Genomic DNA, 26,104 nt, shown 5'->3' on the forward strand with positions numbered 1-26,104 from the left:
TTCTCTTTTTTTATTTTCTTATAATTGCATTTTCGTTTTGTAAAAATAGTTCATCAAATTGTTTTGCAAGCTCAAAATCTAGTTTCGTTAAACCTTTTGCATTCCAAGATGACAAAGTAATAATAACTGCTTTATACTGGATAAGGATAAATGGATGGTGATTATGTTCTTCTGATAGTTTGGCGGCTTCAGAGACAAATTCGACTCCTTTTAAGTAGTCGGAAAACATATATTTTCGTTCAATCCATTTCTCATCTTTTACCATCCATTTATCTACCTTCAATAACTCCTCGCGAACTTCTTCTTCAGTTAATCTTAGCATCATTTTTCACATCCTTTACCTGCAGTAACGCAAGACCATTGTTAATAAGGCGTGTTACAGCTTCGTCAGTTGTGAAAGTAGAAAGTTGATGTAGTAATGCTGCAGATGTTTCATGCCCTTTGTTATGCTCTAAAAGTAATTCTAATATTTCAAGGCGAAGCAGCCATTCTTTCGCATAAAATGTATTTAATACTTCTTGAATTGCTACTAATTGATCGATATGGACGTCGTGTAAAATACCTTCGCTTCGAATATCTCGAACTGTTTGATACATACGTTCAAGTTCATTCAGTACAAGTGGAGCAGGGATTTCTTGTACTTCTTCATCCAATGGGAAAAATGCTGCGGCATCTGCGGCACCTGGGAATACGGAAGTAATTGTTGAACCAACAGCCATATCAAATGCGCCCCATGAAGCATCAAATAGTAAACGATCTTTATAGGTAACTGTACAATCTATAAACGAGATAAGGGCAATTTTATTATCATTCTTTACAATATCAGTTACTGTTCCTTTTACATGAATGTCACTTGCAAAAGTAAAATCTGCACCGTTTCCAATTGTAATGCCTAATGACTGTAACTTTTCTTCTGTACAATCTTCTAGTGCGATATTACCATTTAGTAATCCGACTGGTGTCCCGAATCCATCTCTGTGTACAGAAGTAGAATGATTTGCCAACTGCTTATTATGAATTGCTAATGCAGTTGGAGAGCTTGTTCGCATGTAAATGACTTCGCCGGCATCATTTTTAATTGTTTCTGTAAATGTACCTGTAATTTGTAATCCGCTACTTAACTCAGTTGTGGCATGATTTTCGGAGTGAATTGCTTTTTCTAATCCTTCTGTGCCACCTGTTTTGAATGCCATCGTTTCAGAGAACGTCTCAAGCGCCTCAGTTAACTCTTCAAATGATTGACAAACAAATAGCTGTGGTTGCATTTTTGTCACATCATAAGTTGTCCCTGTGCAAGCTTCAATTGAGAAAGGAACTTTTTCTACAGCATCTGTTAAGCAATGTTTGCTTTCGCCAACAGAGGAAAGAAGGCCAGCACCATAGATTTTTGGATCGTCAATATTACCAATTAATCCGTACTCCACTGTCCACCAGAAAAGACGTGAAATTTGTTCAGCTTCTGATAAACCAGAAACTAAGTTTTGTTTTGCAATTACAGCATTTTCAGCAGCTTTAACTTCATCAGGAGTAGAAGTAGGGCTTTCTTTGACAATCGTTAATGTACGAACAGCTTCAAATGCATCATGTTCTTCTTTTGTTGAGAAAGCTTTCGCACCAATTTGGCCAAAACGCTTCACATATTTTGCATATGTAGAATCAAGTAAAATCGGTGCGTGTCCTGCCGCTTCGTGTACAATATCTGGAGCTGGTGTGTACTCGATATTTTCTACTTTACGAATATCTGTTGCGATTGGTAGTAAGCCGTGCCCCTGAAAATCGAAAAATGCGACGCCAGGAATAAGGCCATCAATTGTTACAGCTCCCCAGCCGCTTGGTGCCAAGCATTCATTCATTTCTTCTACCTTTGGAATTGCATCTATATTAATACCAGATGATTGTAGTCCATTCACATAGGCTGGATGGGCAACGTCTTTTAAGAAGCTATGATTTTGTCTCATAATGTAACGCCACACAGCGTGATTCACCGGTGTGTATTGATCATAATGTTGTGTGGATACGAATGGTTTTAAATGCGATGGGATTTCTGTTTTCTTTGTCATTTAGACATCCTCCTTGTTTTCTATAAAATTGAATATGAGTTTCGTATAGCTTATATCACCCCCTTCAAATTGTAAACGCTTATAAAATTTTATCATAAGATTCGGAATTATTTAACATTTGTTTCTTTGAGAAATAGAAAAAGCCCCTATCGGAACATCCGATAGGGGCGAAAGAATCGCGGTACCACCCTATTTGTAAGTGAAAATACACTTACATCTCAATTCATGATAACGGAAAAACTCCGTCTTTTCCTTCATGCATAAAAGCACTACGAAAAAGAAGCTCCAGAATTGTAATTCGTACTTATATATGTGCTAATTTCCACCGACCACTAGCTCTCTGTAACAGGGATATAATATACTACTGCGATTCTTTCAATGCGTATATATGAAGTTGTATAAAAGGGAAGGACGCAAAAAAGCCCCTATCGGAAAATCCGATAGGGACGATAAAAATCGCGGTACCACCCTAATTGTAAACATAAAAATTGTTTACCACTCACTTTAAGATAACGGAAAGATCCGTCTTCCTCTTCATGCACTATGTGCACTACGGGAAAGAAGCTCCAGAATTGTAATTCACGCTTGTATATGTACTGATTTACACCAACCATCAGTTCTCTGAGACAGGGATATAAGTCGCTACTAGTATTCCTTCAAAGCTGATATATAATTTGTTCAACTAAACTATGTTTCGTATTATAAAACTATTTTTAAAAGATTGTCAACAATAATTTAATTATTTCACTTCTAAATCAACATTCAAATTAGATGTATTTCCAGCGGCATCAGTTGCTACAATGTGAATTGTATTCTTTCCTTGCTGTAATTGACTACGATCGAAATAAATTTCGTAGTTTTTCTCCCAATGGTTCAGGAATGCATTTTCCCATGTACCATTCCCGTTAATTTCATACTGTATCGTGACAGGATGTCCTGGAGCAACCCATCCGGATTCTGTCATCCAATCTAACAGTATATCAGTTACTTTCCCTCTAATTATGAGATTTTCTTGATCAACTTCGTGTGTTAATTTAGGTGCAGTGCGGTCGACAAACACAGCCCCTGTTTGTTTCGTTTCTCCACCAGAATTAGAAGCAACAGCTTCAATTTGGTATAAGCCGTCAGGTAGAGGGGATCCACCAACTTTTGTACCATTCCATTTGAAAGATTTATAACCTGGTGTTTCATTTTTACCTTGATAAACGATACCTTGATAGGTTACTCGGTCTTTCGTAATTAAATTAGCGTGAAACGTTATATCCTCAACGGGTGTAACTAAATAGTAATTGATAAGGTTGTCATCTAGTATTTGGTCATTATTTGGACTGAAAGTAGAATTAACAATTTCAAGGCCATCAATACGTTTGTATTCTTTTGGATCAATGCTAAATGTAAATGGAATACGTATTTCTTCTGTCTTACCTTGTTCTTTTACATATACATTCCCTGTATATACACCTTGTGGCAAAGAACTATCCACAGTAATGGTAAAAGGTTTTTCTATGTTACTATTCGGTTTTACGCTCACAGAAGAAGCGAAAGAAGTTTGAACTTTCGTTTTTGTATCTAATAGTTCAATGCGAGTTGAAAAGTTTTTCTTTTTGCTAGAAAGATTTTGTAATGTAATATTTTGTGTTAATTTTAATTTTCCGCTATTTGGTTTAATTAGACCGAAACTTACATTGTTTGGTGTAACTAATGCGTCCGCTTTTACTGCTTTTGGAATATTAATTAAGCCCGATCCTTGTGTCATAACAGGATATGTGTTTTCGTTTACGTCTTTTAATGTTTCGGCTGTATTGGCAAGAGATGATTTTAATTGTTCTGTCGTCCAATCAGGATGCATTTGACGTAATAGAGCAACGGCTCCAGCTACTTGCGGCGCAGCCATACTTGTCCCATTGTGAGATTCATAGCCACCTCTTGGTACTGTACTTGTAATTTGTACGCCAGGTGCAACAACATCAGGCTTTATAAGCCAACTTCCTTGTGATGGTCCCCTTGAACTAAAATTACCAATAAGTTCTGTTTGTTTTGGTTGTCCAATTTTTATATTTTTCTTTCGTTTTGTAATTAAACTTTTCAACTCTTCGCCATTCGTATTGGATAGCTGCATAACAGGAAAAGCTACTTCTTCACGTCCAAAATATTCTGGCATAATATTAATTTCTTTTTCGTTAGAAATTAGTAGCACGCCGAGAGCGCCAGCTTGTTTTGCTTGTTCTGCTTTTACTAACGTGCTCGAAGTCCCTTGTAAGACAAGCGCGAACGTACTTTTTACATCTTGTTTAGCGTAATCACTTGGATTACCGTATCCAACATATACAAGCTGGGCATCGTTTCCTACTTGGAATGTTGGAAATGGAATAGAAACTGTAGATGCTCCAACAGAGATGACACTACTTGCATTCCCAGGTGCATCTACAGACCAAGGTTTGGGTCCATCATTTCCATTTGATACGACCGCAGTAACACCAAGTTTCGCCGCACGTTCTAGCGTCATTGTTACAGGTTGATCGGGTACATTTAAATCTTGACCAAGAGATAGATTTAAAACATCGGCACCATCTTGAATAGCATGCTCAATACCTTGAATAATATCTTCGGTTGTACCAGTACCCCCATCATTCATGACACGGTAAGCAAGTATAGAGGCATTTGGAGCAATCCCTTTTATTTTTCCATTCCCAGCGATAATTCCAGCAACATGAGTACCGTGTACGTTTCCGTCCATCGGATCATTATCTTCATCGACTGTATCATAGCCGCCGATATAATTTGCTTTTAAATCAGGGTGTGTATAGTCTACACCTGAATCGATAATAGCGACTTTCATTCCTTTTCCATCAAGTGGTTTGCCAGTCGGATCTTTTAAATTCCAAGCTTCAGGCGCACCAACTGTCGGTCCTCCAGTATTTGGTGTTTCTTGATTAGCCGGACTTTTTGACGTTTCATGTAATTTGTATGTTAAGTTTGGATAAATTGCTTTTACTTCAGGTAAAGAAGCTAGAGCGGTAATTTGATCCCCTGGGATAGAGATAGAAAACCTAGAAAATAACGTACTATACGTTTCTTTTATCGTTGCTTTCGGTGCTTTTTCTTTTATTTTCTTAGTAGTATCTTCTTGTGCTTTTTTAGTTGCGCATGATAAGACTGGGCATTATTATTTTGTAAATCTGGAGCATGTTGAATGTTACTTTGTGAAGCGAGTGGAGCATGTTGCAATTCTACAATGACAGATATTTCTTTTGATGTTTTTGTTTCAACATTTTGCGCAATTTTATTTTCTCCCCATTGTGTAATGTTTGCTTTTAACTGTGGACTAAATTGCTTCTCTTTTTGCAGTGATTCAGCATGGGCGCTTAAAGCTCCAAAACTGGAAAAGACGAGCGCCATACTCAGTAGTGTAGATGTAGTTTTTTTCGTAGAAACTCCCCTTGATAAAAAGTGTCAATATTCCGAAAATTAATCTTACGAATTTATCTCGAATTACATAATCGGATGTTAGATAAACTATATTTTCGACATAATTCATACCAATCCTCTATGAATTTAAAATTTCTTGGGAAATTTTTTCTGATTATGTCGAATAGGTATTTTTTACATATTGTAGGTGGACATTGAGGAATGCTATGAGGGAAATGGAGGGGTATTATGAAACGGTTCATAGTAAGCGTTGGTACAATGTTAGTCTTATTTTTATGTTCAATCATTAATAGTAGCGCAGAAAATAATGAAGCGAAAATTGCTTTTATTCGTCATCATGACCTCTGGATTAAAGTTGAGGGGAAAGAGAAACAACTTACAAAAGGAGAGTATATAACAGGGCCAAAGTGGTCTCATGATGGAGAGTGGCTGGCATATGTAAAAGGAAAGAAAGAAGGTAGTCTTGAGTTATATCGGCTGAAAGATGGAAAGAAAGTTACGCCGTTTCACTCAGAAGCATCGAATTATCAATGGTCACCAACAGAAAATATAATTGCATTTATATTTACAGGTACATTAAATACATTTGATGTAGAAAAAAAGAATACAGATTTTGAAAATGTATCGGCAGGTGTAGGAGATTATGCATGGTATCCTGATGGAAAGAAGTTTTTTGTATCCTCTGAAGCACATTTACTTCCAACAGGGTGGACAGGAGCCCAGCTATATGAAGTACAAAAAGATGCACATATGAATCCTCACAAAATGAAGCATTTGTATGCATTACCAAATGAACATGATGATTTCCTAGCATTAGTTGCAAGTGGCTTTCAGTGGTCGCCAGATCAAAAGTGGATTTCATTTTTAGCAGTACCGACAGCTTCATGGTCAGCTGATAGCAATACGCTTTGCTTAGTTCGTGCAGATGGTAGTCGTTTTGAAAAGGTAGATCAAATGTTATTAAACACACAATGGTTCAAATGGGCGCCAGCCAACAATATATTGGCCTATATTGAAGGAAGCGGGAGAGTTGCGTTAGAGAATAAACATTTAAAAGTAAAAGAATTGCCAGCACTTCAACAGAACACATTTACACCGAAAGGATATGTCGATTGGGATTTTATATGGAAGAATGATAACGTAATTATCGTTTCACGAGCAAAAGAGGCGGGGATAGAAACTCCACCAGAAAAAAGACCACTACCATCTTTATATGAAATCGATAGTACAAGCGACGAACAACATCGAATCACAAAGCCACCTCATAGGCAAGGAGATTATCATCCGCTCTTCATGAATAAAAGTAATCAATTAATATGGATACGTTCAGACCGTAAGAAAGCGGATGTATGGCTTGCTCATAAAGATGGAAAGCATGAAATGAAGTGGATTGAAAATATAGATGTACCAGAGTGGTATTACGAGAAATGGAATTGGGAAAATGTTATCTCGGTGAAAGAAGAATAAAAAACCTGCCTAAAAGATAATTTTAGGCAGGTTTTTTATTGTTATTTATGTGTTTTATTTGGCTTCTTTTTCGCTGGGTTTCCGTTCCCCTGACGTTTTCTATTTTGTTCATCTTTTGCTTGTTTTTCATGCAGTGTATCTAAAAAATCATTCGAGTTACTCATTTTTCTATCGCTCCTTTCATTTCGTCCTAATTACTATAACCATTTAGGAGGATAATCATGAGATAAAAAGTTAAGCGCTTAATTTTCTTCGGTAGTATATGTAAAAGATGCCATACGTAATAAATAGCATAAATAAAATTTGTAACTCTATATTTTCTTTTAAAATAGTTGCGATAGAAGATGGTAAGTAAGGTGATGTATTGTTTGTTTCTACACCTAACCATTTGTTTAAGAGGTTAATGGTACAAAACATAAAAACACCGGACCAGCTTGCAATAATTGCTTTCTGTTTAATTTTTGTTTCTCGTTCATCATCTGTAATCCAAGGATTAGCAGTTTTATCACTACTAAAAAATCCGTTTATATATCCCCATATAATCATTCCAATTAAGATGGTTATCCATTTCATATTTATAATTCCCCTCTCCCTTGTAAAAAGTATTTTACACATAAAATTGTAATATTTTCCTGTTATTTATGTCGAATATTTTTTACATATTGTTTTTTTATAGCAGGAATAATGAATGAGATAGGGAAGAAATTATGTTGAAGGATTTCATGGAGAGAGGAGGATGGGTATGAAACTCGTCTTTGTTCGGCACGGTGAAGGAGAACATACAAAGGATTTGCCGGCAAGTTTACAAATATTGAATCCATCATTAACGGATGAGGGAAGGAATCAGGCTGGATTCATTCAATTCAATGTACCATTACAGAAAACAGATATATTAATCGCTAGCCCTACACTTAGAACTTTACAAACGGCGGCGATATGGAGTGAGAAAGTAGCTTGTCAAAAAATCGTTCATCCATATGCATCCCCACGTATTTTTCCTTATCGAGAAGGAGCGAAAACATTACCATGTGATCACATAGTAGATCAAGGAATAATAACAAATTTATTTCCACATTTTTCGATTGCGAAAAGTACAAATAAGCAGTTATGGACGGAAGGTATAAATACTATTTCAGAGAATCGTTTTCAGCAAATAGTAGATGAATTTCTTCTTTGGTGTTATGAGCTGGGGGCGGAAAGAATTTGCATTGTATCTCACGACGGGACAATTACAGCGTATCGGCAATATTTACAGAAAGTCGTTTTAACTAGATCTGATTTTTTGAAAGAAACGGGTATATATAAAATGGATGTATCCCTTAAAAGTTTGATTGAGTAGATCTAATTATAGGATGGAGGGTGTATGTTGAATGTTGCACTAGTAGTTGGCTTTAATTCTGATTTAGAGGCACAATCAATCCGAGCATCGCTTGAATATTTTGGGGCAAGAGTTGTGACATATTGGATTGGTAGGCCGAATGATTTCGTGGAAATTCTTTCTGGAAAGAACTTATATAACGATATCAATTATGTTATTTTTTGCTTTCATGGTGAGGAAGGAAAGTTTGTCATGGAAGAGTTAGGTGAAGATATTTACGAACAAGATGAACCGAGAGGGAACTTTGGAGCGAAAGAAATTTATAAATATGCAAAATTGCATAATACACATATTGTAAATAGCGGGTGCACGTTAGGGGAGGGGAAATTAGCAGAATCATTTTTATATAGTGGCGCGAAATCGTATATTGGGTCGATAGATTACGTAAATGGGAATGCAGCGCTTATGTTTACAATACGCTTATTTTACAGTGTTATTAACCATGACAAAACGTTAGAAGAAGCCTTTCAAGAAGCGAGATTAATTGATGAAGAGACCGATACTTTTCGATTATATAAGTAGTGCGAGACGTATTTATTTAAATATAGAATAAACACGTTTCACATTTAGCACACATTTTTTTTACAATTTTTTCAATGAAAATGATTATCACCTGTGGTATGATATGTTCAAGTTTTTATAGGTAATAAAAGTTACTATATAAACGTTAGTTTTTAATGTTTAATATGTATGTCACAAATTATTCATAATTAACGTTTGAAAAATAAGTAACTAATGTTATTATATTATCTGTAACTGACTTAATTACACCTTTAGGAGGAAGATATGGTTATTCAATTTTTAAGAGAAAACAAAGCAGTTTCTTTTGTATTAGCAGTAATTCGAGTATATCTTGGTTACACATGGTTAATGGCTGGAATCGGTAAACTACAAGGAAAAGGATTCGATGCAACGGGTTATTTACAAGGTGCAATTGAAAAATCTAAAGGAGCACAACCGGCTGTTCAATCTTGGTGGGCATCATTTTTACAAGAATTTGCAATTCCAAATGTAGATTTGTTTAATACACTTGTAACATGGGGAGAAATTTTAGTCGGAATTGGTTTAATTGTAGGCTGTTTAACAAAAACAGCGGTCTTTTTTGGCCTTGTAATGAACTTTTCCTATATGTTTAGTGGGTCAATCGGTGTGAACCCTGAGATGGTTATCTTATCTATGTTTGTTCTTGTTTCCGGTATGAACGCTGGGAAATTTGGAATGGATGGTTTCATTATCCCGAAAGTATTAGGATCAAAAACTCAAAAACGTCAAAAGCAAGCTGCTTAATATATGAAAACGGGTATCTCAAAATGAGATACCCGTTTATGTTATTTCTCAACTTTGATCGGATTGTTCTTAAAGAAGTCTTTTACATACCCTACAAATTCTTGTGGCTCTTGACGAAATGGTGCGTGATAACCTTTTTCAATAATATGTAAAGTGCTGTTTGTTAAGAATTGGTGATACGTTTCTCCTTCTTTCCAAGAAACGCTACTATCATTTTTCCCCCATATAATTAAAGTTGGTTGTTTTATTTCATTTGCATTGATTTTAAGTCGTCTAGGCCATAACTTCATTTTATTATAATGCTCTTCATCATTACGCTTGAATTTCACTTTGCTCTCATCATAATCTGCAATTGAAGAAACGGTACTTAAATCAGTCGACAACTGTGGCTTTGGTGATCCTTGTTTATGAACGAATGTATGAGGGCCACCTGTAGCGTCAGTTAAAATAAGGTGGGTAACCGCTTCAGGGTATAAATATGTTAAATTAAGAGAAATTTCTCCACCCATCGAATGCCCTAATATTGCGAATGAATCATACCCTAGTTTTTTCATTAACTTATAATACAAATTTGCATGAGTTGGGAAAGAATAATAAAAATCCATCGGCTTAGATGAACGCCCGAATCCTAAAGCATCTACAGAAATAATCGTATGATCTTTTGCTAAATCGGAATAAATCTTTTGGAAACCATCTGATGATCCTCCAAATCCATGGATCATAAGTAAAGGTGGTTTTTCATTACCGATTTTTTTAAAGTAAATCGTTTGACCGTCTATTTCTACCATTTTTTCCTCGGTAGCTAGTTTTGCTGTAATTGTATTTTTAACTTGTTTTACTTGTTCTACTGGCTTTTCTGCTGCACTACATCCTACTAATAGTGTAAGAGTAAGACAACCTACCATAAAATAGCTAAACTGCTTCAATTAGTTGTCTCCTTTCTAGCATAATGCTGTATCTATCACAGCAAATAGCATATTACGATTTCCAGGAAGTTGGCTACCATTTTTTGTCATAAGAGGTGAAAGGAGCGTTTCTTGGAAATTGTCTGTTTGAAGAAATTTACGAAATGTAAATTGTGAATGCGGGACATCAATTCGTACGATACCATGCCAACACTCACAAATCTTTTTTAATAATCGAATAGCATCTTCCTCTTGTTTTGCGATAAGTGGATTGATACATAAAATATTCCCTTTCTGTATACAGAAGGAAAAAGCTTCTATACGGTTATTTCTCTCAATTTTAAAAGAGTGTATAGCTCTTGATAATAATAATGAGTAGAGTAGAGAGCGATTGGCACCAGTTACAATTTCATCGAGAGAGGTAATAGAGATAAGGTCTTTTTCTTTCACTTGTTGTGTTTGAACGGTATTCGTCTTAGTAGTTTGTTTTTCAAAACGATGTATCGTCGTTACTGTTTGAAATCCGCATGATGTGTATAAGGGCTCGCCAGCTTTTGTTGCAATAAGTGCAATTGGTTGTTTTGAGTGAGCGTGTTTCAAACAGCTATCTAGTAACATACGTCCAATCCCTCGTCCTTGAAAATGAGGATGAACGATTAACATGCCAATGGAAGAAAAGCTACTTGTAAAGGGAAATACACCTCCAGTTGCAATGAGTTTATTTTCATGAATATAACCTACAAGTGTGCCAATAGAGAGATACATTTTGAATTGTTTTTTCATAAAGATTTCATCTTGTAACCATCCAACAGATTTGCAAAGATTGAGTAATTCAAAAATGAAAGATTCATCTAGCTTTACTATTTTCATAAAAGTACACCACATTTCTATTTGTTTTCATAAAAATAGATTCGAAATGTAAAATAAGAGGTTTACGTTAAAGGAAATCCAACTTGTTTATATTTAGATTGTAAAGGGAACGATGCTTGATATGAAAAGACAAACTTATACAAATTATAACTGATATTTACATAAGTTAACAAAAAATTTACATATAACTAATTTTCCCTTAACAGTCTTCTGTTAAATTTGATAGTGGGAAATGAATAACCTAATTAGGGGGACAAGACAGTGAAAAAGTTTGTGAAAAAAGCATGGCCATTTGCAGTTGTGGCGTCGTTAGCAGTTACTTCGGTAGCAACATGGAATTTTACACGTTCTAGTGAGGTTAATGCAGATGAGAGCGGAAACAATGCAAAGATTAAAAATGTTATTGTGTTAATTGGAGATGGCATGGGTCCTTCATATATGACGGCTCATCGTTATATGAAGGATAATCCAAAAACATTCGAGATGGAATCTACAGAATTTGATAAGCATCTTGTAGGAACACAAAAAACATATCCGGAAGATGAACATGAAAATATTACAGACTCTGCATCAGCGGCAACAGCTATGTCAGCAGGGATTAAAACATATAATGCGGCAATTGCGGTTGATAATGATAAAGCAGAAGTGAAAACTGTTCTTGAACAAGCGAAAGAAAAAGGGAAATCAACGGGACTTGTTGCGACTTCTGAAATTACACATGCAACACCAGCTGCTTTCGGTGCTCATGATATTAGCCGTAAAAATATGGACGCAATTGCAAATGATTATTTTGATGAAAAAATTAAAGGGAAGCATAAAGTTGATGTTATGCTTGGCGGCGGTGTAAAGAACTTTGTTAGAAAAGATCGTAATCTTACAGAAGAGTTTAAGAAATCTGGTTATAGCTACGTAACAGATCGAGATCGATTGTTAAATGATAAAAATGATCAAATCCTTGGTTTATTTGCACCAGGCGGTTTAGATAAAATGATTGATCGCAATGAGAAAACACCTTCACTAGAAGAAATGACGAATGCAGCAATTGAACGTTTAAACAAAAACAAAGATGGTTTCTTCTTAATGGTTGAAGGAAGTCAAATCGACTGGGCTGGGCATGATAATGATATTGTCGGTGCAATGAGTGAAATGGAAGACTTTGAAAAAGCATTTAAAGCAGCGATTGAGTTTGCGAAAAAAGATAAAAATACGTTAGTCGTTGCAACCGCAGACCACGCTACAGGTGGATTATCTCTAGGTGCGAATGGTGAGTACAACTTTAAAGTAGATCCAATTAAAGCTGCAAAACGTACACCAGACTTTATGGCAAATGAGATTGCAAAAGGTGCAAATGTAGAAGAAACATTGAAAAAATATATCGATTTACAATTAACACCAGAAGAAATTAAAGCTGTAAATGATATAGCTCCATCAAAAGATGTAACGAAGATTGATAATGCGATTGAAGATATCTTCAATAAGCGATCGGTTACAGGGTGGACAACAGGTGGACATACAGGTGAAGATGTAAACGTATATGCATTTGGACCAGGTAAATACTTATTCTCCGGTGTTCAAGAGAATACAAATATAGCGAAACGTGTCTTTGATATTGTTGGCGGTGGCGATCCGAATAAAGGAAGACGCTAATTATGAACGAAAGTGAGGCAAAATGCCTCACTTTTCTTTTTAGGAGATGGACAGATGAGATTTTTTTTACGGAATTTAAGTTTTCTTCTATTCTTTGTATTATTGCTAGTTGGATGTCAACCTCAAGAGAATAATATAGAACAAAAACCTACTACGAAAAAAACTGAAGAAAAAGTACAGATAACGAAAGAGGAAGAACAGTCTATTCAAGATGTTATTGAGGCATTTGTACGGACGACGAATGAACAAAAACTTGCTGAACATATGGAGTTATTTTCCAAGAAGCTGCCTAGTGCCGAAGACTTAAAAACACAAAAAGAAGCAGCTTTTCAAAAGGGAAATAAGAAAATTGAATTGGAACATATAGATATGAAAGCTAGTAAAGCAGGGTATATCATTGTTGAAACAAAGGAAAAAGAATTAGATGGGGAAATTGCTATTCAAAAAAAAGTACAGTATGCGCTTGGAAAAGAAGATGAGACCTGGAAGATCGAAGAGGTCCGCACGATAGAGAAAAAATAAAAAGGTTCTCCTTGAAGAGAACCTTTTTATAGTGGTAACAGAATTTGATTTGAGCATGCTTCAATGTCATCAATATCTTGGCGAATGGTTGCCATTTTATTATCAAGATCTTCAGCTTTCATTGCTGCATCATGTAGTTCATCTTTTAAATATTCAGGTATATTTCCTTCATATTTATAATAAAGTTTATGTTCTAAACTTGCCCAAAAGTCCATTGCAAGTGTACGTAACTGAATTTCTGCAAATACATCTTTTGTACCAGAATTTAGTGATAAGGGATACTTAATAATCATGTGTAAACTTTTATATCCGTTTCCTTTTGGGTTAGCGATATAATCTTTTACTTCTATGACTTCCATATCCTCACGCTTTTGAATTACTTCTTTTAAATGATAGATGTCTTCTACGAAGCAACATGTAATACGAATACCAATGATATCTTGCAAATTTGTTTGAGCATTTTCAATTGTTGGCAATAAGTTTTTTCGCTCTAGCTTTTTTATAATACTTTCAGGTTGTTTTAGTCTAGTTTTTATATGTTCAAACGGGTTGTAATCCTCTAAAAATTGAGCTTCCCGGTTCATAATTTCAAATTTTGTTTTTAACTCTTCTAAAGCAAATGTATACGGTAATACAAAAGCTTTCCAGTAGTTAACTGTTGATTGATTATATTCCATTTATATACACACCTTTTCCTATTTACAAGTGAGGTTGTTATTTATACTAAATACCAAATCATATAAGCGCAAGCAGCAAATGATGAGATCATAAAACGATATTTAGTTTTCATACTTTCAACTCCTTTCGAGTGAGATTCTATATGAGTAAACGTGATTGTTAATAAATTCACTATGTACAACTTCTATAGTAATAGATTCATGTGAATTTCGTATGAACTAATTGTTTCAGCTTTTTGTCTTTTTTTTGTAAATCATAATTATTATTTGTAATTTAAAGTGTTTTAATTTGATTTATTCATTTGTATAAATTAATGTATATTTAAATTTACGGTTATTAAGGAGGATATATGGTGAACTTTGAAGAATTGGCAATTGCTAGGCGTTCCGCAATGAAATTTATACAAGGCATAGAAATCCCTGATGAGGATTTTAAAAAAATATTTGAGTTAACAAAGCTTTCCCCCTCTTGTTATAATTTGCAACATGCACATTATGTCGTAATTCGTGATCAAGAGCGAAAAGAAAAATTAAAAGATTTAGCTTTCGGACAATATAAAGTAGCGAGTGCATCTGCTGTAGTGCTTGTTTGTGGTGATAAGAGAGCGTATCAAAATGTTGAAAATATTTATTTTGGTATGAAGGTTTTAAAAATGATTGATGAATGTGAATATGAAGATACAATTAGGCAAACGAAAGGGTTATATGAAGGAAAAGGAGCGCGCTTCATGGAAGAGGAAGCGATTAGAAATGCTTCGTTAAGCGCAATGACTTTTATGTACGCTGCTAAATATTACGGCTATGATACGTGTCCAATGATTGGTTTTGATGAAAAAGCAGTACAAAATGAGTTGAATATGCCAGTGCATATAGTACCTGTTTTAATGGTTACGATAGGGAAAAGTGATACTACTAAAATTCGTCCTAGAGGATATCGAAAGCCAATTAGCGAGTTTGTTACATACGAATCGTTTTAATCAAAATGATAGATTACTAAAAACAAAAGGGTTCTATTTAGAATCCTTTTGTTGTGCAATTGACAAATAGAATAAAGTTATATAACATATAAATCGTAATCATTACGTTTTATTTGCAATCTTTGAAAGAGAGGAGAATTACATATGCGTGTAAATATTACATTAGCTTGTACCGAGTGCGGTGATCGTAATTACATTTCTAAAAAAAATAAACGAAACAATCCCGAGCGCATCGAACTAAAAAAATATTGTCCACGATTAAAGCGAGTAACGTTACATCGTGAAACGAAGTAGAAGACTAGAGATTTCTCTAGTCTTTTTTTATTAATAAGTTTTGGCTTTGTTTGTTATAATTACCTTAAATTGTAATGTGAGGAGAGGTATGATGAATCAAAAAGATAAAGAAAGAAAAGAGCAAGTGGCTCATATGATTGACATTCCAGATGAATATAGGCTTGTTGTAGATGATCAAGAAGGTGTGGATGACCCATATCATCTAGTATGGTGGGAGCATAAAGAGGATGAGGAGAGAACGATACAAATTACGTTGAATAGACATACTGGTAATTTAATTGAATTTAGTATAAATGATGAAATTTATTTTTTGAATGGTAAGGAAGCGATAGATGAGAATAAAGCAAGAGAGATTGCAAATGCATTCTTAAAAAAATATACAAAAGAAGGATATGAGTTTTATACATATATAACGGTTAAGGATGACAGGCGTGGGTGGAAAGAAGTAAATTATATGCAAGAAGTGAATGGTTACCCATTACCGAATGCAGGGTGTGTTGTGCGAGTTCATCCTTCAGGCAATGTTGTACATTTTCGTTATAATGGACAAAAAGCTATTGAGAAAAAACCGTTATGGCCAAGTGAAATTGTTGAGGAGAACGTCGTTTTAGAAAATCTGAAAGCTAGACAAGATATGAGACTTGTATTTGTAGATTTAACACATTCTTCATGTAAATATGAAAATGGTGAGGAAGTAAAAGGGTATCATCTCGTATATGAACCAGAACCTAGTCATGCGTTTATTGATGCAAGTACAGGTAAAGATTTGTTTGGACCAGATCATTATAAATTGCCTCTAACTGTAGCTGTTGAAAACCCGAAAAAAGGTATTCGACAAGATGATATATTCGATTTGTTTGATTGGGATAAAGAAAATTTTACAAAAGTAGCTGAGAAGGAAAATGATTATGAAATAAGGATGAAATTTGTTCCGAAAGAGGAATTACAGAAACAGAAAGAAGAAAAGAATCCATATTTAATGAACGAATTTTTTAAAAAGCATTTACCGATGTTAAAATATAATAATTTTGTTGGCATTATGATTGATAAATCTACCAATGAATTAACTGGTTTTATAAAACTGACAGATGATAAAGTAGCAAAACAAATACTGTCTAGAGAGGAATGCATACAAAAAGCACTTCAATTTTTGGAACAAGTTATTCCAGATGTCACACAATATCTACGTCTTTGGGAAGAACGTGAAGAAGCAGAAGATGGGATTGAAAGGTTTACCTTTTCCGTATATGTGAATGGTATTCCAGCAGAGTATAACCAATTTAGGGTCAATATCAATGCAGAAAATGGTGCTGTGATGCACTACTCCGGAGAGTCTAGCAACTTTATAAAAGAATTACTTACATATGAAACAACAATAAAAATAACAAAAGAAAAAGCGCTAGAAATATACAGAGGGGCCATGCGAGTTAATTTAGAATGGTTTTTAGAAAATGATGTAGAGGAAACGAACTACGTACTACTGTATAAACAAACAACGGATGAAAATCATAAAGAATCCTTCGATTGTAGTCGAGAAATTCGTTATATTGATGCGCATACTGGGGAGAAAATTTGGAGTGAATAAGGAAAAGGTCTTCGAGAGAAGACCTTTTTTTAGAAATAACGATTTATTCTTCGTATATATCGATTTTGTATAACCACTTTTGTACACTAGCAGGTGGTCCTTCTGTTCTCCACTTTGTTGTGCACATTCCACAGGAACAGTGAATTTTTCCTTTTGCAAAAATACCAGCTGTTTTAGGTGTATGTCCCCATGCATGTTTTACGATAATCATCTTTCGGCGCATCGTAGGCTGACGTTGGTGCCTTGTATAAGCACGTGTTCTTTCAAATTTCATATTTGTATAATCTCTCCTTGTAGTACAAGTAGCTTGCAAGAGCGTACAAGGAGTTCATCTCTTACAAGCTACTTATGAACAAGAGGGTAATGAAATGTTTCATATTCCACTCTCCAATCTTTTGTTTAAGTATACGTAGCAAAGCTTTTTGAGACAAATATTATGCGTAAAAACATATTGGAATGATATCGTACAGACACAAACAACCTCACGCCCACATACACATAATAAAGACCACTATTTTGGCGGAGGTGAAAGGTTTGAGTCTATTCGCCGCAATTGGATATATGGTTCGAGAAGTGTTTGTCTTTGTTTCTTATGTGAAGAACAATGCGTTCCCGCAGCCGTTATCATCAGATGATGAGAGAAAGTACTTAGAGTTAATGGAGCAAGGTGATGCTCAAGCGAGAAATCTTTTAATTGAACATAATTTACGGCTTGTAGCTCATATCGTTAAAAAATTTGAAAACACAGGAGAAGATGCAGAAGATTTAATTTCAATTGGTACAATTGGGCTCATTAAAGCAATTGAGAGTTATTCAGCAGGGAAAGGAACAAAGCTTGCGACGTATGCAGCACGCTGTATTGAAAACGAAATTTTGATGCATTTACGTGTACTAAAGAAAACGAAAAAAGACGTTTCACTTCATGATCCGATCGGGCAAGATAAAGAGGGGAATGAAATATCGCTTATTGATATATTAAAATCTGAGTCTGAAGATGTAATTGATATGATTCAGCTTAGTATGGAGTTAGAAAAGATTAAAGAGTATATCGATATTTTAGACGAACGAGAGAAAGAAGTTATCGTAAAGCGTTTTGGACTTGGGCTTGATAAGGAGAAAACGCAGCGGGAGATTGCGAAGGCACTTGGTATTTCAAGGAGCTACGTATCAAGAATTGAAAAGCGTGCGTTAATGAAAATGTTCCATGAATTTGTAAGAGCAGAGAAAGAGAAAAAAGCGAAAGAATAATATACATTGCAAGCAGCCAAATTTTAAAATGGGCTGCTTTTCTTTTTGTAAATAAGGAAAGAAAACGAGTTGTATTAAGAAGAAATACATGTTCACTGTTGAAAATGGCGGATTCTATCTGTAATATTAGAGGGTGCTAAACAATTTAAGAATAATACCATACTTAACTTAGTTTTCGATTTGCATAATGAAAAGTTCTATATGATATGTGGGAATAAGAACCAGTTTTACATATGATATAGAAAGAAAATAAGGGAAAACTAAAGTTATAGACTGGTTAGGAGGTTTCGCAATTTGCGACGTACATTATATCGACTTATGATAGAACTTACAAATGGTCGCTTTACTTCTTATATATTACGTAAATTTGCACAATCTCGTTTGAGCTCCATCATAATTCCATCATATGCGAAAATTTTTCAAATTAATCAAGATGAGATGGAAAAGGGTTTGAAGGAATATAGAACATTGCATGATTTATTTACGCGTAGGCTAAAAGAAGGAAAGCGTAGTATTGATACAGATACATCGAGTATCGTTAGCCCTGTTGATGGTGTTTTTGCTGACCACGGTCCTATTGAGGATACAAAAACATTTGATATTAAAGGTAAGCGTTATTCAATTGTGGATATGCTAGGTAATGAAGAACGTGCAAAGCGATATGCAGGCGGTACATACATGGTCATTTATTTGAGTCCAAGTCATTATCATCGCATTCATAGTCCACTTTCTGGGGCTGTGACTGAAAGATTTGTACTCGGTAGAAAATCATATCCGGTAAATGCAGCTGGTATGGAATACGGTAAAGAACCACTGTCAAAAAATTATCGTTCTGTTACAGAAGTGAATAGTGACGGCGAACATATGGCACTTGTAAAAGTAGGGGCTATGTTTGTTAATAGTATTGAGCTTTTGCATGAAAGAAGTACTGTTCAAAAAGGTGAAGAAATGGCATACTTTACATTTGGTTCAACAGTTGTATTATTGTTTGAAAAAGATATGATAGAAGTAGTGCAGAATTTGAAGAGCGGACAAGAACTTCGTCTCGGTGAAAAAATTGCTACTCGATTAACTCACAAGTAAAGAGAAGATTTTATAATCGTAAATAAGAGTTATGGACAAAGATGCTTAATGATGAAATCCCCTAGATGGGAGTACTTGTTTATTCGAGAGCCATCGTAGGATGGCTCTTTTTACAGGTTATTAGTAATCTATATGTACTCAAGAAGATTTGGCAAGCTTGTCCTCTAATGAGCGTCTAATAATTTCTTGTTTTATAAGTAAAATGAAGTCGGGATTTAATTTTAGTTCTTTTGCTTTATAATAAGACTCAGTGAGTAACTCAGTAGATAACTGTTCCATATGTTTTGTTTTCAAGGTGAGTCACCTCCTAATAATATAAGGATTGATTCGTTGTTGCATTTAATGTACCAAAAAAATATGACAGTCACAAACAAGTGGTTATCCACATACCACAGTGGATAAATTGTGTATAGATTGTTAGTAAATTCCAAATTGACTGAAAAATTAATGTGGAAAGTGTGTACAATTTTATCCACAGGTTGTATATCGAAAAATGTTGTCGAAAAATTTTACGAAAAATCCTCAAAGAGGTGAAAGAAATTGAAATTATTTTTACCAAATGAATATGTGAAAAATGTATATCATGTTCAACCAGAAGATTTGAAAAAACGTGGAATTAAAGGAGTTATTACTGATTTAGATAACACGTTAATTGAATGGGATCGTCCAAATGCAACGCCGCAACTTGAAGAGTGGTTTTTAAAAATGAAAGAGCAAGGCATTCAAGTAACGGTCGTTTCGAATAATAATGAGCAACGTGTGAAAGACTTTGCTGATCCATTAAATATTCCATTTATTCATAGTGCACGTAAACCATTTGTTCGTGCATTTAAGCGTGCGATACAAGAGATGCACCTGCAGCCGGATGAAGTTGTAGTAATTGGGGATCAGTTGCTTACAGATGTGCTTGGTGGAAATCGTGTAGGACTTCATACAATCTTAGTTGTGCCAGTTGCGCAAACGGATGGATTGGTGACTCGCTTTAATCGAAAAATTGAACGAAGAATTATGAAAAATATGAAGAAAAAAGGTTTAATTAACTGGGAGGAATAAAGTTTGACTGAAACAATTAAATGTATTGGTTGCGGTGTAGAAATTCAAACAGAAAATAAAAATGAAGTTGGGTATGCGCCTGCCTCATCTTTAGAAAAAGAGCAAGTGATTTGTCAACGCTGTTTTCGCTTGAAACATTACAATGAAATTCAAGATGTATCGCTAACAGATGATGACTTCCTACGCATTCTAAATGGAATTGGAAAGTCGGATGCATTAGTAGTCAAGATTGTAGATATTTTTGATTTTAATGGTAGCTGGTTACCTGGCTTACATCGTTTCGTAGGAAATAATAAAGTATTACTTGTAGGAAATAAGGCGGATTTAATTCCTAAGTCAGTAAAACATGATAAAGTAAAGCATTGGATGCGCTATAGTGCAAAGCAGTTAGGATTAAAGCCAGAGGATGTCTTTTTAATTAGTGCAGCGAAGGGACAAGGGATTGCTGAATTAGCGGATGCTATTGAGTATTATCGCGACGGCAAAGATGTTTACGTTGTTGGATGTACGAATGTAGGAAAATCTACATTTATTAATCGTATGATTAAAGAATTTAGTGATGAGACTGAAAATGTAATTACAACATCTCATTTCCCAGGAACAACACTTGACTTAATTGATATTCCATTAGACGAAGAATCTTCTTTATATGATACGCCAGGTATTATTAACCACCATCAAATGGCTCATTATGTTGGAAAGGAAAGCTTAAAGCTTATTACACCAACAAAAGAAATTAAGCCGATGGTATTCCAATTAAATGAGGAACAAACATTATTCTTTAGTGGATTGGCACGCTTTGATTATGTAAGTGGTGGTCGTCGTGCGTTTACTTGTCACTTCTCAAATCGTTTAACAATTCATCGTACAAAGCTTGAGAAAGCAGATGAATTGTATAAAAATCATGCTGGAGATTTACTAAGCCCGCCAACACCAGAAGAATTAGAAAATATGCCTGAGCTGGTGAAATACGAGTTTAATATTCGTGAACCGAAAACGGACGTTGTATTCTCTGGATTAGGATGGGTTACTGTAAACGAATCAGGAGCAAAAATTGTTGCTCACGTACCAAAAGGAGTAAGTGTTTCATTGCGTAAATCTTTAATTTAATATGGAGAGGGATTTATGAAACAATTATATGGTGTAATCGGAAATCCAATTGGACATTCATTATCGCCCGTTATGCATAACGATGCATTTGAACACTTGAATATGGATGCCCATTATCATGCGTTTCTTGTAGAAGAAGGGCTAGGGGAAGCAGTAAGAGGTTTAAAAGCGTTAGGTATTTCAGGATTTAATGTAACAACTCCGCACAAAGTTGCTATTATGGATTATTTGGATGAGATTGACCCACTAGCAAGGCAAATTGGTGCAGTAAATACAGTGGTTCATAAGGATGGAAAATTAATTGGCTACAATACAGATGGAATCGGTTTTGTCCGAGCCTTACAGTCAATTAGTAGTGAACCACTTCAAGAGAAACGTATTTTATTACTTGGCGCTGGTGGTGCTAGCCGAGCTATTTATTTTTCTCTTGCTGATGTAGGTGTGAAAGAAATTGATGTAGCAAATCGTACAGTCGATAAGGCGAAAGAACTTATTGCTGCATGTGCGGCTGATGTTCATTCTGTTGCTTTATCGTTAGAAAAAGCGACAGAAGAACAAGGGAATTATGATATTATCATTCAGACGACAACAAGAGGTATGCATCCGCATGTCGAACATACGCCATTACAAATTTGTTCGTTAAAAGAAGGAACAATTGTATCAGATATAATTTATAATCCATTTGAAACGAAAATTTTATGTGAGGCAAAAGAGCAAGGTGCAATCATTCAAAATGGTATTGATATGTTTGTTTATCAAGGAGCACTTGCATTTGAAATGTGGACAGGACGCGTGCCAAATATTGATAGAATGAAACAATTAGTAATGAGAAAGCTTGGAGGCTAATTATATGTTAACAGGAAAACAAAAAAGATTTTTACGTGCACAGGCACATCATTTAACACCAATTTTTCAGGTTGGAAAAGGCGGCGTAAATGAAAATATGGTGAAACAAATTGGAGAAGCATTAGAGGTTCGTGAATTATTTAAAGTGAGCGTGCTACAAAATTGTGAATTCGATCGTCGTGAAGTTGCAGAAGAACTTGCACAAGGTGCACGTGCTGAAATCGTTCAAGTAATTGGAAGCACAATTGTTTTATATAAAGAATCAAGAGAAAATAAACAAATTAAGCTTCCTCGATAAAAAGATTAGCATGCGGTACTTTTATTGCTAGTGCTTAATGATGTAGAGAGCGAAACCAATTGAACTTTTATTAACAGTGAACTCTCTTCGAATTGATAGGAAGAGAGTTGCTGTATGTAAAAGGAAGGGGCGTTTCTTTTGAGAAAAATTGGCATCATTGGCGGTACATTTGATCCGCCTCATTATGGGCATTTGCTAATTGCAAATGAAGTATATCACGCTTTGGACTTGGAAGAAGTATGGTTCCTGCCAAATCAAATTCCGCCACATAAACAAGGGCGGAATATTACAAGTGTAGAAAGTCGTTTAAAGATGTTAGAGCTTGCGACTGAGGAAGAATCATACTTTTCAATTTGTTTAGAAGAGCTAAACAGAGAAGGCCCATCTTATACGTATGACACTATGTTACAATTAACGGAAAAGTATCCGGATGTGCAGTTCCACTTTATTATTGGTGGAGATATGGTTGAGTATTTGCCAAAGTGGTATAACATTGAAAAGTTACTTACACTTGTAACTTTCGTTGGAGTTACGAGACCAGGTTATACATTGCATACGCCTTATAATATTGTAAAAGTGGAAATTCCAGAGTTTGCAGTTTCTTCTTCTTTGTTACGTGAGAGGTATATGGAGAAGAAAACGTGCAAATATTTACTTCCGGAAAAAGTACAGGTATATATCGAGAGGAATGGGTTGTATGAATCGTGAGGAAGCACTTCATATTGTCAAACAACAAATGCATGAAAAGCGTTATGTACACACAATAGGTGTAATGGAAACAGCGATTGAACTGGCTCGTTTATATGATGTAGATGAGAAAAAGGCAGAAACAGCTGCTATCTTTCATGATTATGCAAAATGTAGAGCGATTTCAGAAATGGAAGAGATTATTAAGAGGGAAGGTTTGCCGAAGGATCTACTTCACTATAACAAAGAGTTATGGCATGCACCTGTTGGGGCATACTTAGTAGAAAAAGAAGTAGGCATTACGGATCCTGAAATTTTGCAAGCTATTACATACCATACAAGTGGTCATGAGAAAATGACGATGTTAGATAAAGTGATTTATGTAGCGGATTACATTGAGCCGGGGCGTAAGTTTCCTGGTGTAGAAGAAGCGAGAAAACTCGCATATAAAGATATAAATCAAGCGTTACTGTTTGCTTTAAAGCGAACAATTCAATTTTTAATGGAAAAAGATCAAACGATTTATCCATTAACATTCCAAACATACAATGCAGTTATCAAGGAGGAAATTATTAAATGAAAGATAAAGATTTATTAGTATTAGCAGCAAAAGCAGCTGATGATAAGAGAGCAGAAGATATGGTTGTACTAAATATGCAAGGGATTTCACCAATTGCAGACTATTTCATTATTTGTCACGGAAACTCTGATAAACAGGTGCAAGCAATTGCGCGTGAAATTAAAGCGAAGGCACATGAATTCGAAATTAATGTACAACGTATGGAAGGTTTTGATGAGGCTCGTTGGGTGTTAGTAGACCTTGGTGATGTGGTTGCTCATGTATTCCATAAAGATGAGCGTGATCACTACAATTTAGAGCGTCTATGGGGCGATGTACCACGTGAAGATATTACTGAAGAGTTAGATCAATGAAATACGAACAATTTGCATTACTGTATGACGAACTGATGAATGATGTCCCGTATGATAAATGGGTAGAGTTCACAGAGGAAAGTTTGCAGCATGCGGGCATGAAAGAGGCAAAAATTCTTGATGTAGCATGTGGAACTGGTAACGTAACACTACCGCTTATGCGAAAAGGTTATGATTTAACTGGTGTCGATCTTTCAGAAGAAATGTTAACTGTCGCACAGCAGAAATTAGGAGGAGAAGGTTATTTTCTTCCTTTTTACCAACAGGATATGAGAGAGCTTGATGTTCCTGGTGAATTTGATTGTGTAACAATCTTTTGTGATTCGTTAAACTATGTATTGCAAGAAGATGGAGTGCAAGAAACGTTTAGAAGAGTCTTCCATCATTTACGTCAAGATGGCTTGTTTTTATTCGACGTACACTCTTTATATAAAATACATCACGTATTTCAAAATGAAACATATACAGTGAATGGCGAGGAAATATCACTTATTTGGAACTGTTTCCCTGGAGAAGAATCCAATAGTGTGGAACATGATTTGACATTCTTTGTACAAGATCCAGAAGAAGATGTATATCATCGTTTTGATGAATGTCACGTGCAACGAGCATATTCGGTTGAAGAATTAACGAAATGGCTTGAAGCGGCTGGATTTACAGTGCTTCGCGTCACAGGAGACTTTGAACGAATTGAAGTGACAGAACAAACAGAGCGCATCTTTTTTATGGCGAAGAAGAATGGATAAAACAAAAGCAACCGATAAGGTTGCTTTTGTTTTTTAGAAAAGATTTGATTTCATTTCTAGAATATTAAAAAGATGATACATGTAAAGTACAAAAATGCTAGTTTTAGTGAAAATGTAGCATAAAAAAGATACGTATTAATAAAAAGGATTTGGAATGGCGATGGCGTATTTATTATGTGTGTTTATTGAATTGCTGATCAACGCATTTTAAATCTTCATCAAACTTCTCGTGTGTCCGTTCGATTAATTTATGAAACATATCTCCAACATGTTCTTCTAAAACTAGAATACCTTCTCCTGTAACGCCGCCTTTGACACATACCTTTTCTTGTAAGGTAGGTAATGTGAAAATCTCTTTTTCAAGTAATTTCCCCATTCCAACGACCATTTCACTTACTAAAGTAGTAGCTTCTTCATGTGTAATATTTGTTTTATCTACAGCAGCGTTAATGAAACATTGTAATAAATAACTAAAGAATGCAGGGCCGCAGCTTGCTATATCAGATGAAACGCGCGTTATATCTTCTTCTATTACAAGTGGAGTAGAAATTTTTTTGAATAGCCGAAGTAGTTTTTGTTGCCACTCTTCAGAGCATTTACTTCCAAATGTAAATAATGATGCGCCAGATAGGGCGCGGTTTGTAATGCTCGGAATGATACGTGCGACGTGGCAAGGTACAAGTGTCTCTAATTGTGATGGAGATATTGGACTTGTGATAGAAACTAAGCACTTTTCATCAGAAAAATGTTCAGCATATTTTTGTAGGATAGGGTATATATCTTTTGGTTTAACGCAAATAAAAATAAGTTGTGATTGTTCGAGTACTTCTGGGATTGTTTTGGCTATATGAATAGAAGGGTATTTTTCTTTTATATGATATGCTTTGGCAGGCGTCCGATTAATGATTGTAAGGCACGAAGGTTTGACAGCACGGGTCTCTAAAAATGCATCGATTAGTATGTTCCCCATGTTTCCTGTCCCTATAATTCCTATGTTCAATG

Annotated in this window: 29 protein-coding genes, 1 pseudogene and 2 other annotated features; of the genes and pseudogenes, 19 read left to right on the plus strand and 11 right to left on the minus strand. The window is 35.2% G+C overall.

Features of this window, described 5'->3' with window-relative positions; genetic code table 11:
- Positions 1-10: 10 nt before the first annotated feature.
- The 3 genes and pseudogenes from JDS95_RS21375 to JDS95_RS21385 all read right to left on the minus strand — a co-directional run bounded on the left by JDS95_RS21375 (position 11) and on the right by JDS95_RS21385 (position 5,459).
- On the minus strand, positions 11-325 hold the full coding sequence (locus JDS95_RS21375) for a 4a-hydroxytetrahydrobiopterin dehydratase (protein ID WP_000979552.1): 315 nt from the start codon (positions 323-325) through the stop codon (positions 11-13).
- A complete protein-coding gene (locus JDS95_RS21380) occupies positions 306-2,060 on the minus strand; it encodes an aromatic amino acid hydroxylase (RefSeq protein ID WP_000163207.1) in 1,755 nt (584 codons plus the stop codon). Before JDS95_RS21380 ends, JDS95_RS21375 begins: the two co-directional genes overlap by 20 nt.
- 160 nt (positions 2,061-2,220) lie before the next feature.
- Positions 2,221-2,448 (minus strand) — a binding site (T-box leader).
- Between the two features lie 51 nt (positions 2,449-2,499).
- Positions 2,500-2,729 (minus strand) — a binding site (T-box leader).
- Positions 2,730-2,799: 70 nt separating this feature from the next.
- Positions 2,800-5,459, minus strand: a pseudogene (locus JDS95_RS21385) (S8 family serine peptidase).
- A gap of 258 nt (positions 5,460-5,717) precedes the next feature.
- Here JDS95_RS21385 and JDS95_RS21390 point away from each other — a divergent pair.
- A complete protein-coding gene (locus JDS95_RS21390; RefSeq protein WP_000819441.1) occupies positions 5,718-6,956 on the plus strand; it encodes an eIF2A-related protein in 1,239 nt (412 codons plus the stop codon).
- Positions 6,957-6,997: 41 nt separating this feature from the next.
- Here the strand turns inward: JDS95_RS21390 and JDS95_RS21395 are convergent, their stop codons facing one another.
- Together JDS95_RS21395 and JDS95_RS21400 are read right to left on the minus strand one after the other, a co-directional pair.
- Complete coding sequence (locus JDS95_RS21395) at positions 6,998-7,120, minus strand: DUF4023 domain-containing protein (protein ID WP_000071861.1); 123 nt, start codon at positions 7,118-7,120, stop codon at positions 6,998-7,000.
- Between the two features lie 70 nt (positions 7,121-7,190).
- Complete coding sequence (locus JDS95_RS21400) at positions 7,191-7,529, minus strand: hypothetical protein (protein WP_000871278.1); 339 nt, start codon at positions 7,527-7,529, stop codon at positions 7,191-7,193.
- A gap of 169 nt (positions 7,530-7,698) precedes the next feature.
- Between JDS95_RS21400 and JDS95_RS21405 the strand changes: the two genes are divergently transcribed.
- From JDS95_RS21405 to JDS95_RS21415, 3 genes are all read left to right on the plus strand, one after another.
- A complete protein-coding gene (locus JDS95_RS21405) occupies positions 7,699-8,295 on the plus strand; it encodes a histidine phosphatase family protein (RefSeq protein ID WP_000779720.1) in 597 nt (198 codons plus the stop codon).
- A 24-nt stretch (positions 8,296-8,319) separates the two neighbouring features.
- Complete coding sequence (locus JDS95_RS21410; protein WP_000935635.1) at positions 8,320-8,856, plus strand: hypothetical protein; 537 nt, start codon at positions 8,320-8,322, stop codon at positions 8,854-8,856.
- 264 nt (positions 8,857-9,120) lie between these two features.
- Positions 9,121-9,621, plus strand: coding sequence for a DoxX family protein (locus tag JDS95_RS21415; RefSeq protein WP_000236610.1), 501 nt, complete (start codon positions 9,121-9,123; stop codon positions 9,619-9,621).
- 41 nt (positions 9,622-9,662) lie between these two features.
- On the opposite strand, the gene JDS95_RS21420 is transcribed toward JDS95_RS21415, so the two are convergent.
- Complete coding sequence (locus JDS95_RS21420; RefSeq protein ID WP_085450583.1) at positions 9,663-10,547, minus strand: alpha/beta fold hydrolase; 885 nt, start codon at positions 10,545-10,547, stop codon at positions 9,663-9,665.
- Positions 10,548-10,562: 15 nt separating this feature from the next.
- Positions 10,563-11,396 carry a GNAT family N-acetyltransferase gene (locus JDS95_RS21425; protein WP_085450584.1) on the minus strand — a complete coding sequence of 278 codons (834 nt, stop codon included), beginning with the start codon at positions 11,394-11,396 and terminating at the stop codon, positions 10,563-10,565.
- A 261-nt stretch (positions 11,397-11,657) separates the two neighbouring features.
- On the opposite strand from JDS95_RS21425, the gene JDS95_RS21430 reads away from it, so the two are divergent.
- Together JDS95_RS21430 and JDS95_RS21435 are read left to right on the plus strand one after the other, a co-directional pair.
- Positions 11,658-13,043: an alkaline phosphatase gene (locus JDS95_RS21430; RefSeq protein ID WP_199690776.1), complete on the plus strand. Its 1,386-nt coding sequence runs from the start codon at positions 11,658-11,660 to the stop codon at positions 13,041-13,043.
- Between the two features lie 54 nt (positions 13,044-13,097).
- On the plus strand, positions 13,098-13,565 hold the full coding sequence (locus JDS95_RS21435) for a hypothetical protein (RefSeq protein ID WP_001210409.1): 468 nt from the start codon (positions 13,098-13,100) through the stop codon (positions 13,563-13,565).
- A gap of 26 nt (positions 13,566-13,591) precedes the next feature.
- On the opposite strand, the gene JDS95_RS21440 is transcribed toward JDS95_RS21435, so the two are convergent.
- The gene (locus JDS95_RS21440; protein ID WP_000456209.1) at positions 13,592-14,242 is read right to left on the minus strand and encodes a GTP pyrophosphokinase; all 651 of its coding nucleotides are present in this window, start codon (positions 14,240-14,242) and stop codon (positions 13,592-13,594) included.
- Positions 14,243-14,592: 350 nt separating this feature from the next.
- On the opposite strand from JDS95_RS21440, the gene JDS95_RS21445 reads away from it, so the two are divergent.
- The 3 genes from JDS95_RS21445 (at position 14,593) to JDS95_RS21455 (ending at position 17,098) form a co-directional block, all read left to right on the plus strand.
- The gene (locus JDS95_RS21445) at positions 14,593-15,219 is read left to right on the plus strand and encodes a nitroreductase family protein (protein ID WP_000245975.1); all 627 of its coding nucleotides are present in this window, start codon (positions 14,593-14,595) and stop codon (positions 15,217-15,219) included.
- Between the two features lie 144 nt (positions 15,220-15,363).
- A complete protein-coding gene (gene rpmG, locus JDS95_RS21450) occupies positions 15,364-15,513 on the plus strand; it encodes a 50S ribosomal protein L33 (RefSeq protein ID WP_001265617.1) in 150 nt (49 codons plus the stop codon).
- An 88-nt stretch (positions 15,514-15,601) separates the two neighbouring features.
- Positions 15,602-17,098: a YcdB/YcdC domain-containing protein gene (locus JDS95_RS21455; RefSeq protein WP_139823517.1), complete on the plus strand. Its 1,497-nt coding sequence runs from the start codon at positions 15,602-15,604 to the stop codon at positions 17,096-17,098.
- A gap of 43 nt (positions 17,099-17,141) precedes the next feature.
- Here JDS95_RS21455 and JDS95_RS21460 read toward each other — a convergent pair whose 3' ends face one another.
- Positions 17,142-17,372: a hypothetical protein gene (locus JDS95_RS21460; protein WP_085450586.1), complete on the minus strand. Its 231-nt coding sequence runs from the start codon at positions 17,370-17,372 to the stop codon at positions 17,142-17,144.
- Positions 17,373-17,632: 260 nt separating this feature from the next.
- Between JDS95_RS21460 and sigK the strand changes: the two genes are divergently transcribed.
- Together sigK and JDS95_RS21470 are read left to right on the plus strand one after the other, a co-directional pair.
- Positions 17,633-18,346 (plus strand): RNA polymerase sporulation sigma factor SigK, encoded by a 714-nt coding sequence (gene sigK, locus JDS95_RS21465; RefSeq protein WP_000051382.1) that lies wholly within the window; start codon positions 17,633-17,635, stop codon positions 18,344-18,346.
- A gap of 294 nt (positions 18,347-18,640) precedes the next feature.
- A complete protein-coding gene (locus JDS95_RS21470) occupies positions 18,641-19,429 on the plus strand; it encodes a phosphatidylserine decarboxylase (RefSeq protein WP_001254982.1) in 789 nt (262 codons plus the stop codon).
- A gap of 138 nt (positions 19,430-19,567) precedes the next feature.
- Here JDS95_RS21470 and sda read toward each other — a convergent pair whose 3' ends face one another.
- Entirely contained in the window at positions 19,568-19,723 is a 156-nt protein-coding gene (gene sda, locus JDS95_RS21475; protein WP_000850093.1) for a sporulation histidine kinase inhibitor Sda, read from the minus strand.
- A gap of 246 nt (positions 19,724-19,969) precedes the next feature.
- Here sda and JDS95_RS21480 point away from each other — a divergent pair, with 246 nt between their 5' ends.
- The 8 genes from JDS95_RS21480 (at position 19,970) to JDS95_RS21515 (ending at position 25,102) form a co-directional block, all read left to right on the plus strand.
- A complete protein-coding gene (locus JDS95_RS21480) occupies positions 19,970-20,482 on the plus strand; it encodes a YqeG family HAD IIIA-type phosphatase (protein ID WP_000765312.1) in 513 nt (170 codons plus the stop codon).
- A 3-nt stretch (positions 20,483-20,485) separates the two neighbouring features.
- Complete coding sequence (gene yqeH, locus JDS95_RS21485) at positions 20,486-21,592, plus strand: ribosome biogenesis GTPase YqeH (RefSeq protein WP_000140798.1); 1,107 nt, start codon at positions 20,486-20,488, stop codon at positions 21,590-21,592.
- Between the two features lie 15 nt (positions 21,593-21,607).
- Entirely contained in the window at positions 21,608-22,438 is an 831-nt protein-coding gene (gene aroE / locus JDS95_RS21490) for a shikimate dehydrogenase (RefSeq protein ID WP_000812081.1), read from the plus strand.
- Positions 22,439-22,442: 4 nt separating this feature from the next.
- Positions 22,443-22,736 carry a ribosome assembly RNA-binding protein YhbY gene (yhbY, locus tag JDS95_RS21495; RefSeq protein WP_000955228.1) on the plus strand — a complete coding sequence of 98 codons (294 nt, stop codon included), beginning with the start codon at positions 22,443-22,445 and terminating at the stop codon, positions 22,734-22,736.
- Between the two features lie 138 nt (positions 22,737-22,874).
- A complete protein-coding gene (locus JDS95_RS21500; RefSeq protein ID WP_001226035.1) occupies positions 22,875-23,444 on the plus strand; it encodes a nicotinate-nucleotide adenylyltransferase in 570 nt (189 codons plus the stop codon).
- Positions 23,434-24,003 carry a bis(5'-nucleosyl)-tetraphosphatase (symmetrical) YqeK gene (gene yqeK, locus JDS95_RS21505; protein WP_001078252.1) on the plus strand — a complete coding sequence of 190 codons (570 nt, stop codon included), beginning with the start codon at positions 23,434-23,436 and terminating at the stop codon, positions 24,001-24,003. The genes JDS95_RS21500 and yqeK overlap by 11 nt, the downstream gene beginning before the upstream one ends.
- Positions 24,000-24,356 carry a ribosome silencing factor gene (gene rsfS / locus JDS95_RS21510; RefSeq protein WP_000653199.1) on the plus strand — a complete coding sequence of 119 codons (357 nt, stop codon included), beginning with the start codon at positions 24,000-24,002 and terminating at the stop codon, positions 24,354-24,356. Before yqeK ends, rsfS begins: the two co-directional genes overlap by 4 nt.
- Positions 24,353-25,102, plus strand: a complete 750-nt coding sequence (locus JDS95_RS21515; protein ID WP_000873060.1) for a class I SAM-dependent methyltransferase — start codon at positions 24,353-24,355, stop codon at positions 25,100-25,102. The genes rsfS and JDS95_RS21515 overlap by 4 nt, the downstream gene beginning before the upstream one ends.
- Before the next feature lie 172 nt (positions 25,103-25,274).
- Here JDS95_RS21515 and comER read toward each other — a convergent pair whose 3' ends face one another.
- Positions 25,275-26,102 carry a late competence protein ComER gene (gene comER, locus JDS95_RS21520; protein WP_001020544.1) on the minus strand — a complete coding sequence of 276 codons (828 nt, stop codon included), beginning with the start codon at positions 26,100-26,102 and terminating at the stop codon, positions 25,275-25,277.
- Between the last annotated feature and the right edge of the window lie 2 nt (positions 26,103-26,104).

The organism is Bacillus cereus group sp. N24 (assembly GCF_016483345.1).
GTDB classification, from domain to species: Bacteria; Bacillota; Bacilli; order Bacillales; family Bacillaceae_G; genus Bacillus_A; species Bacillus_A toyonensis.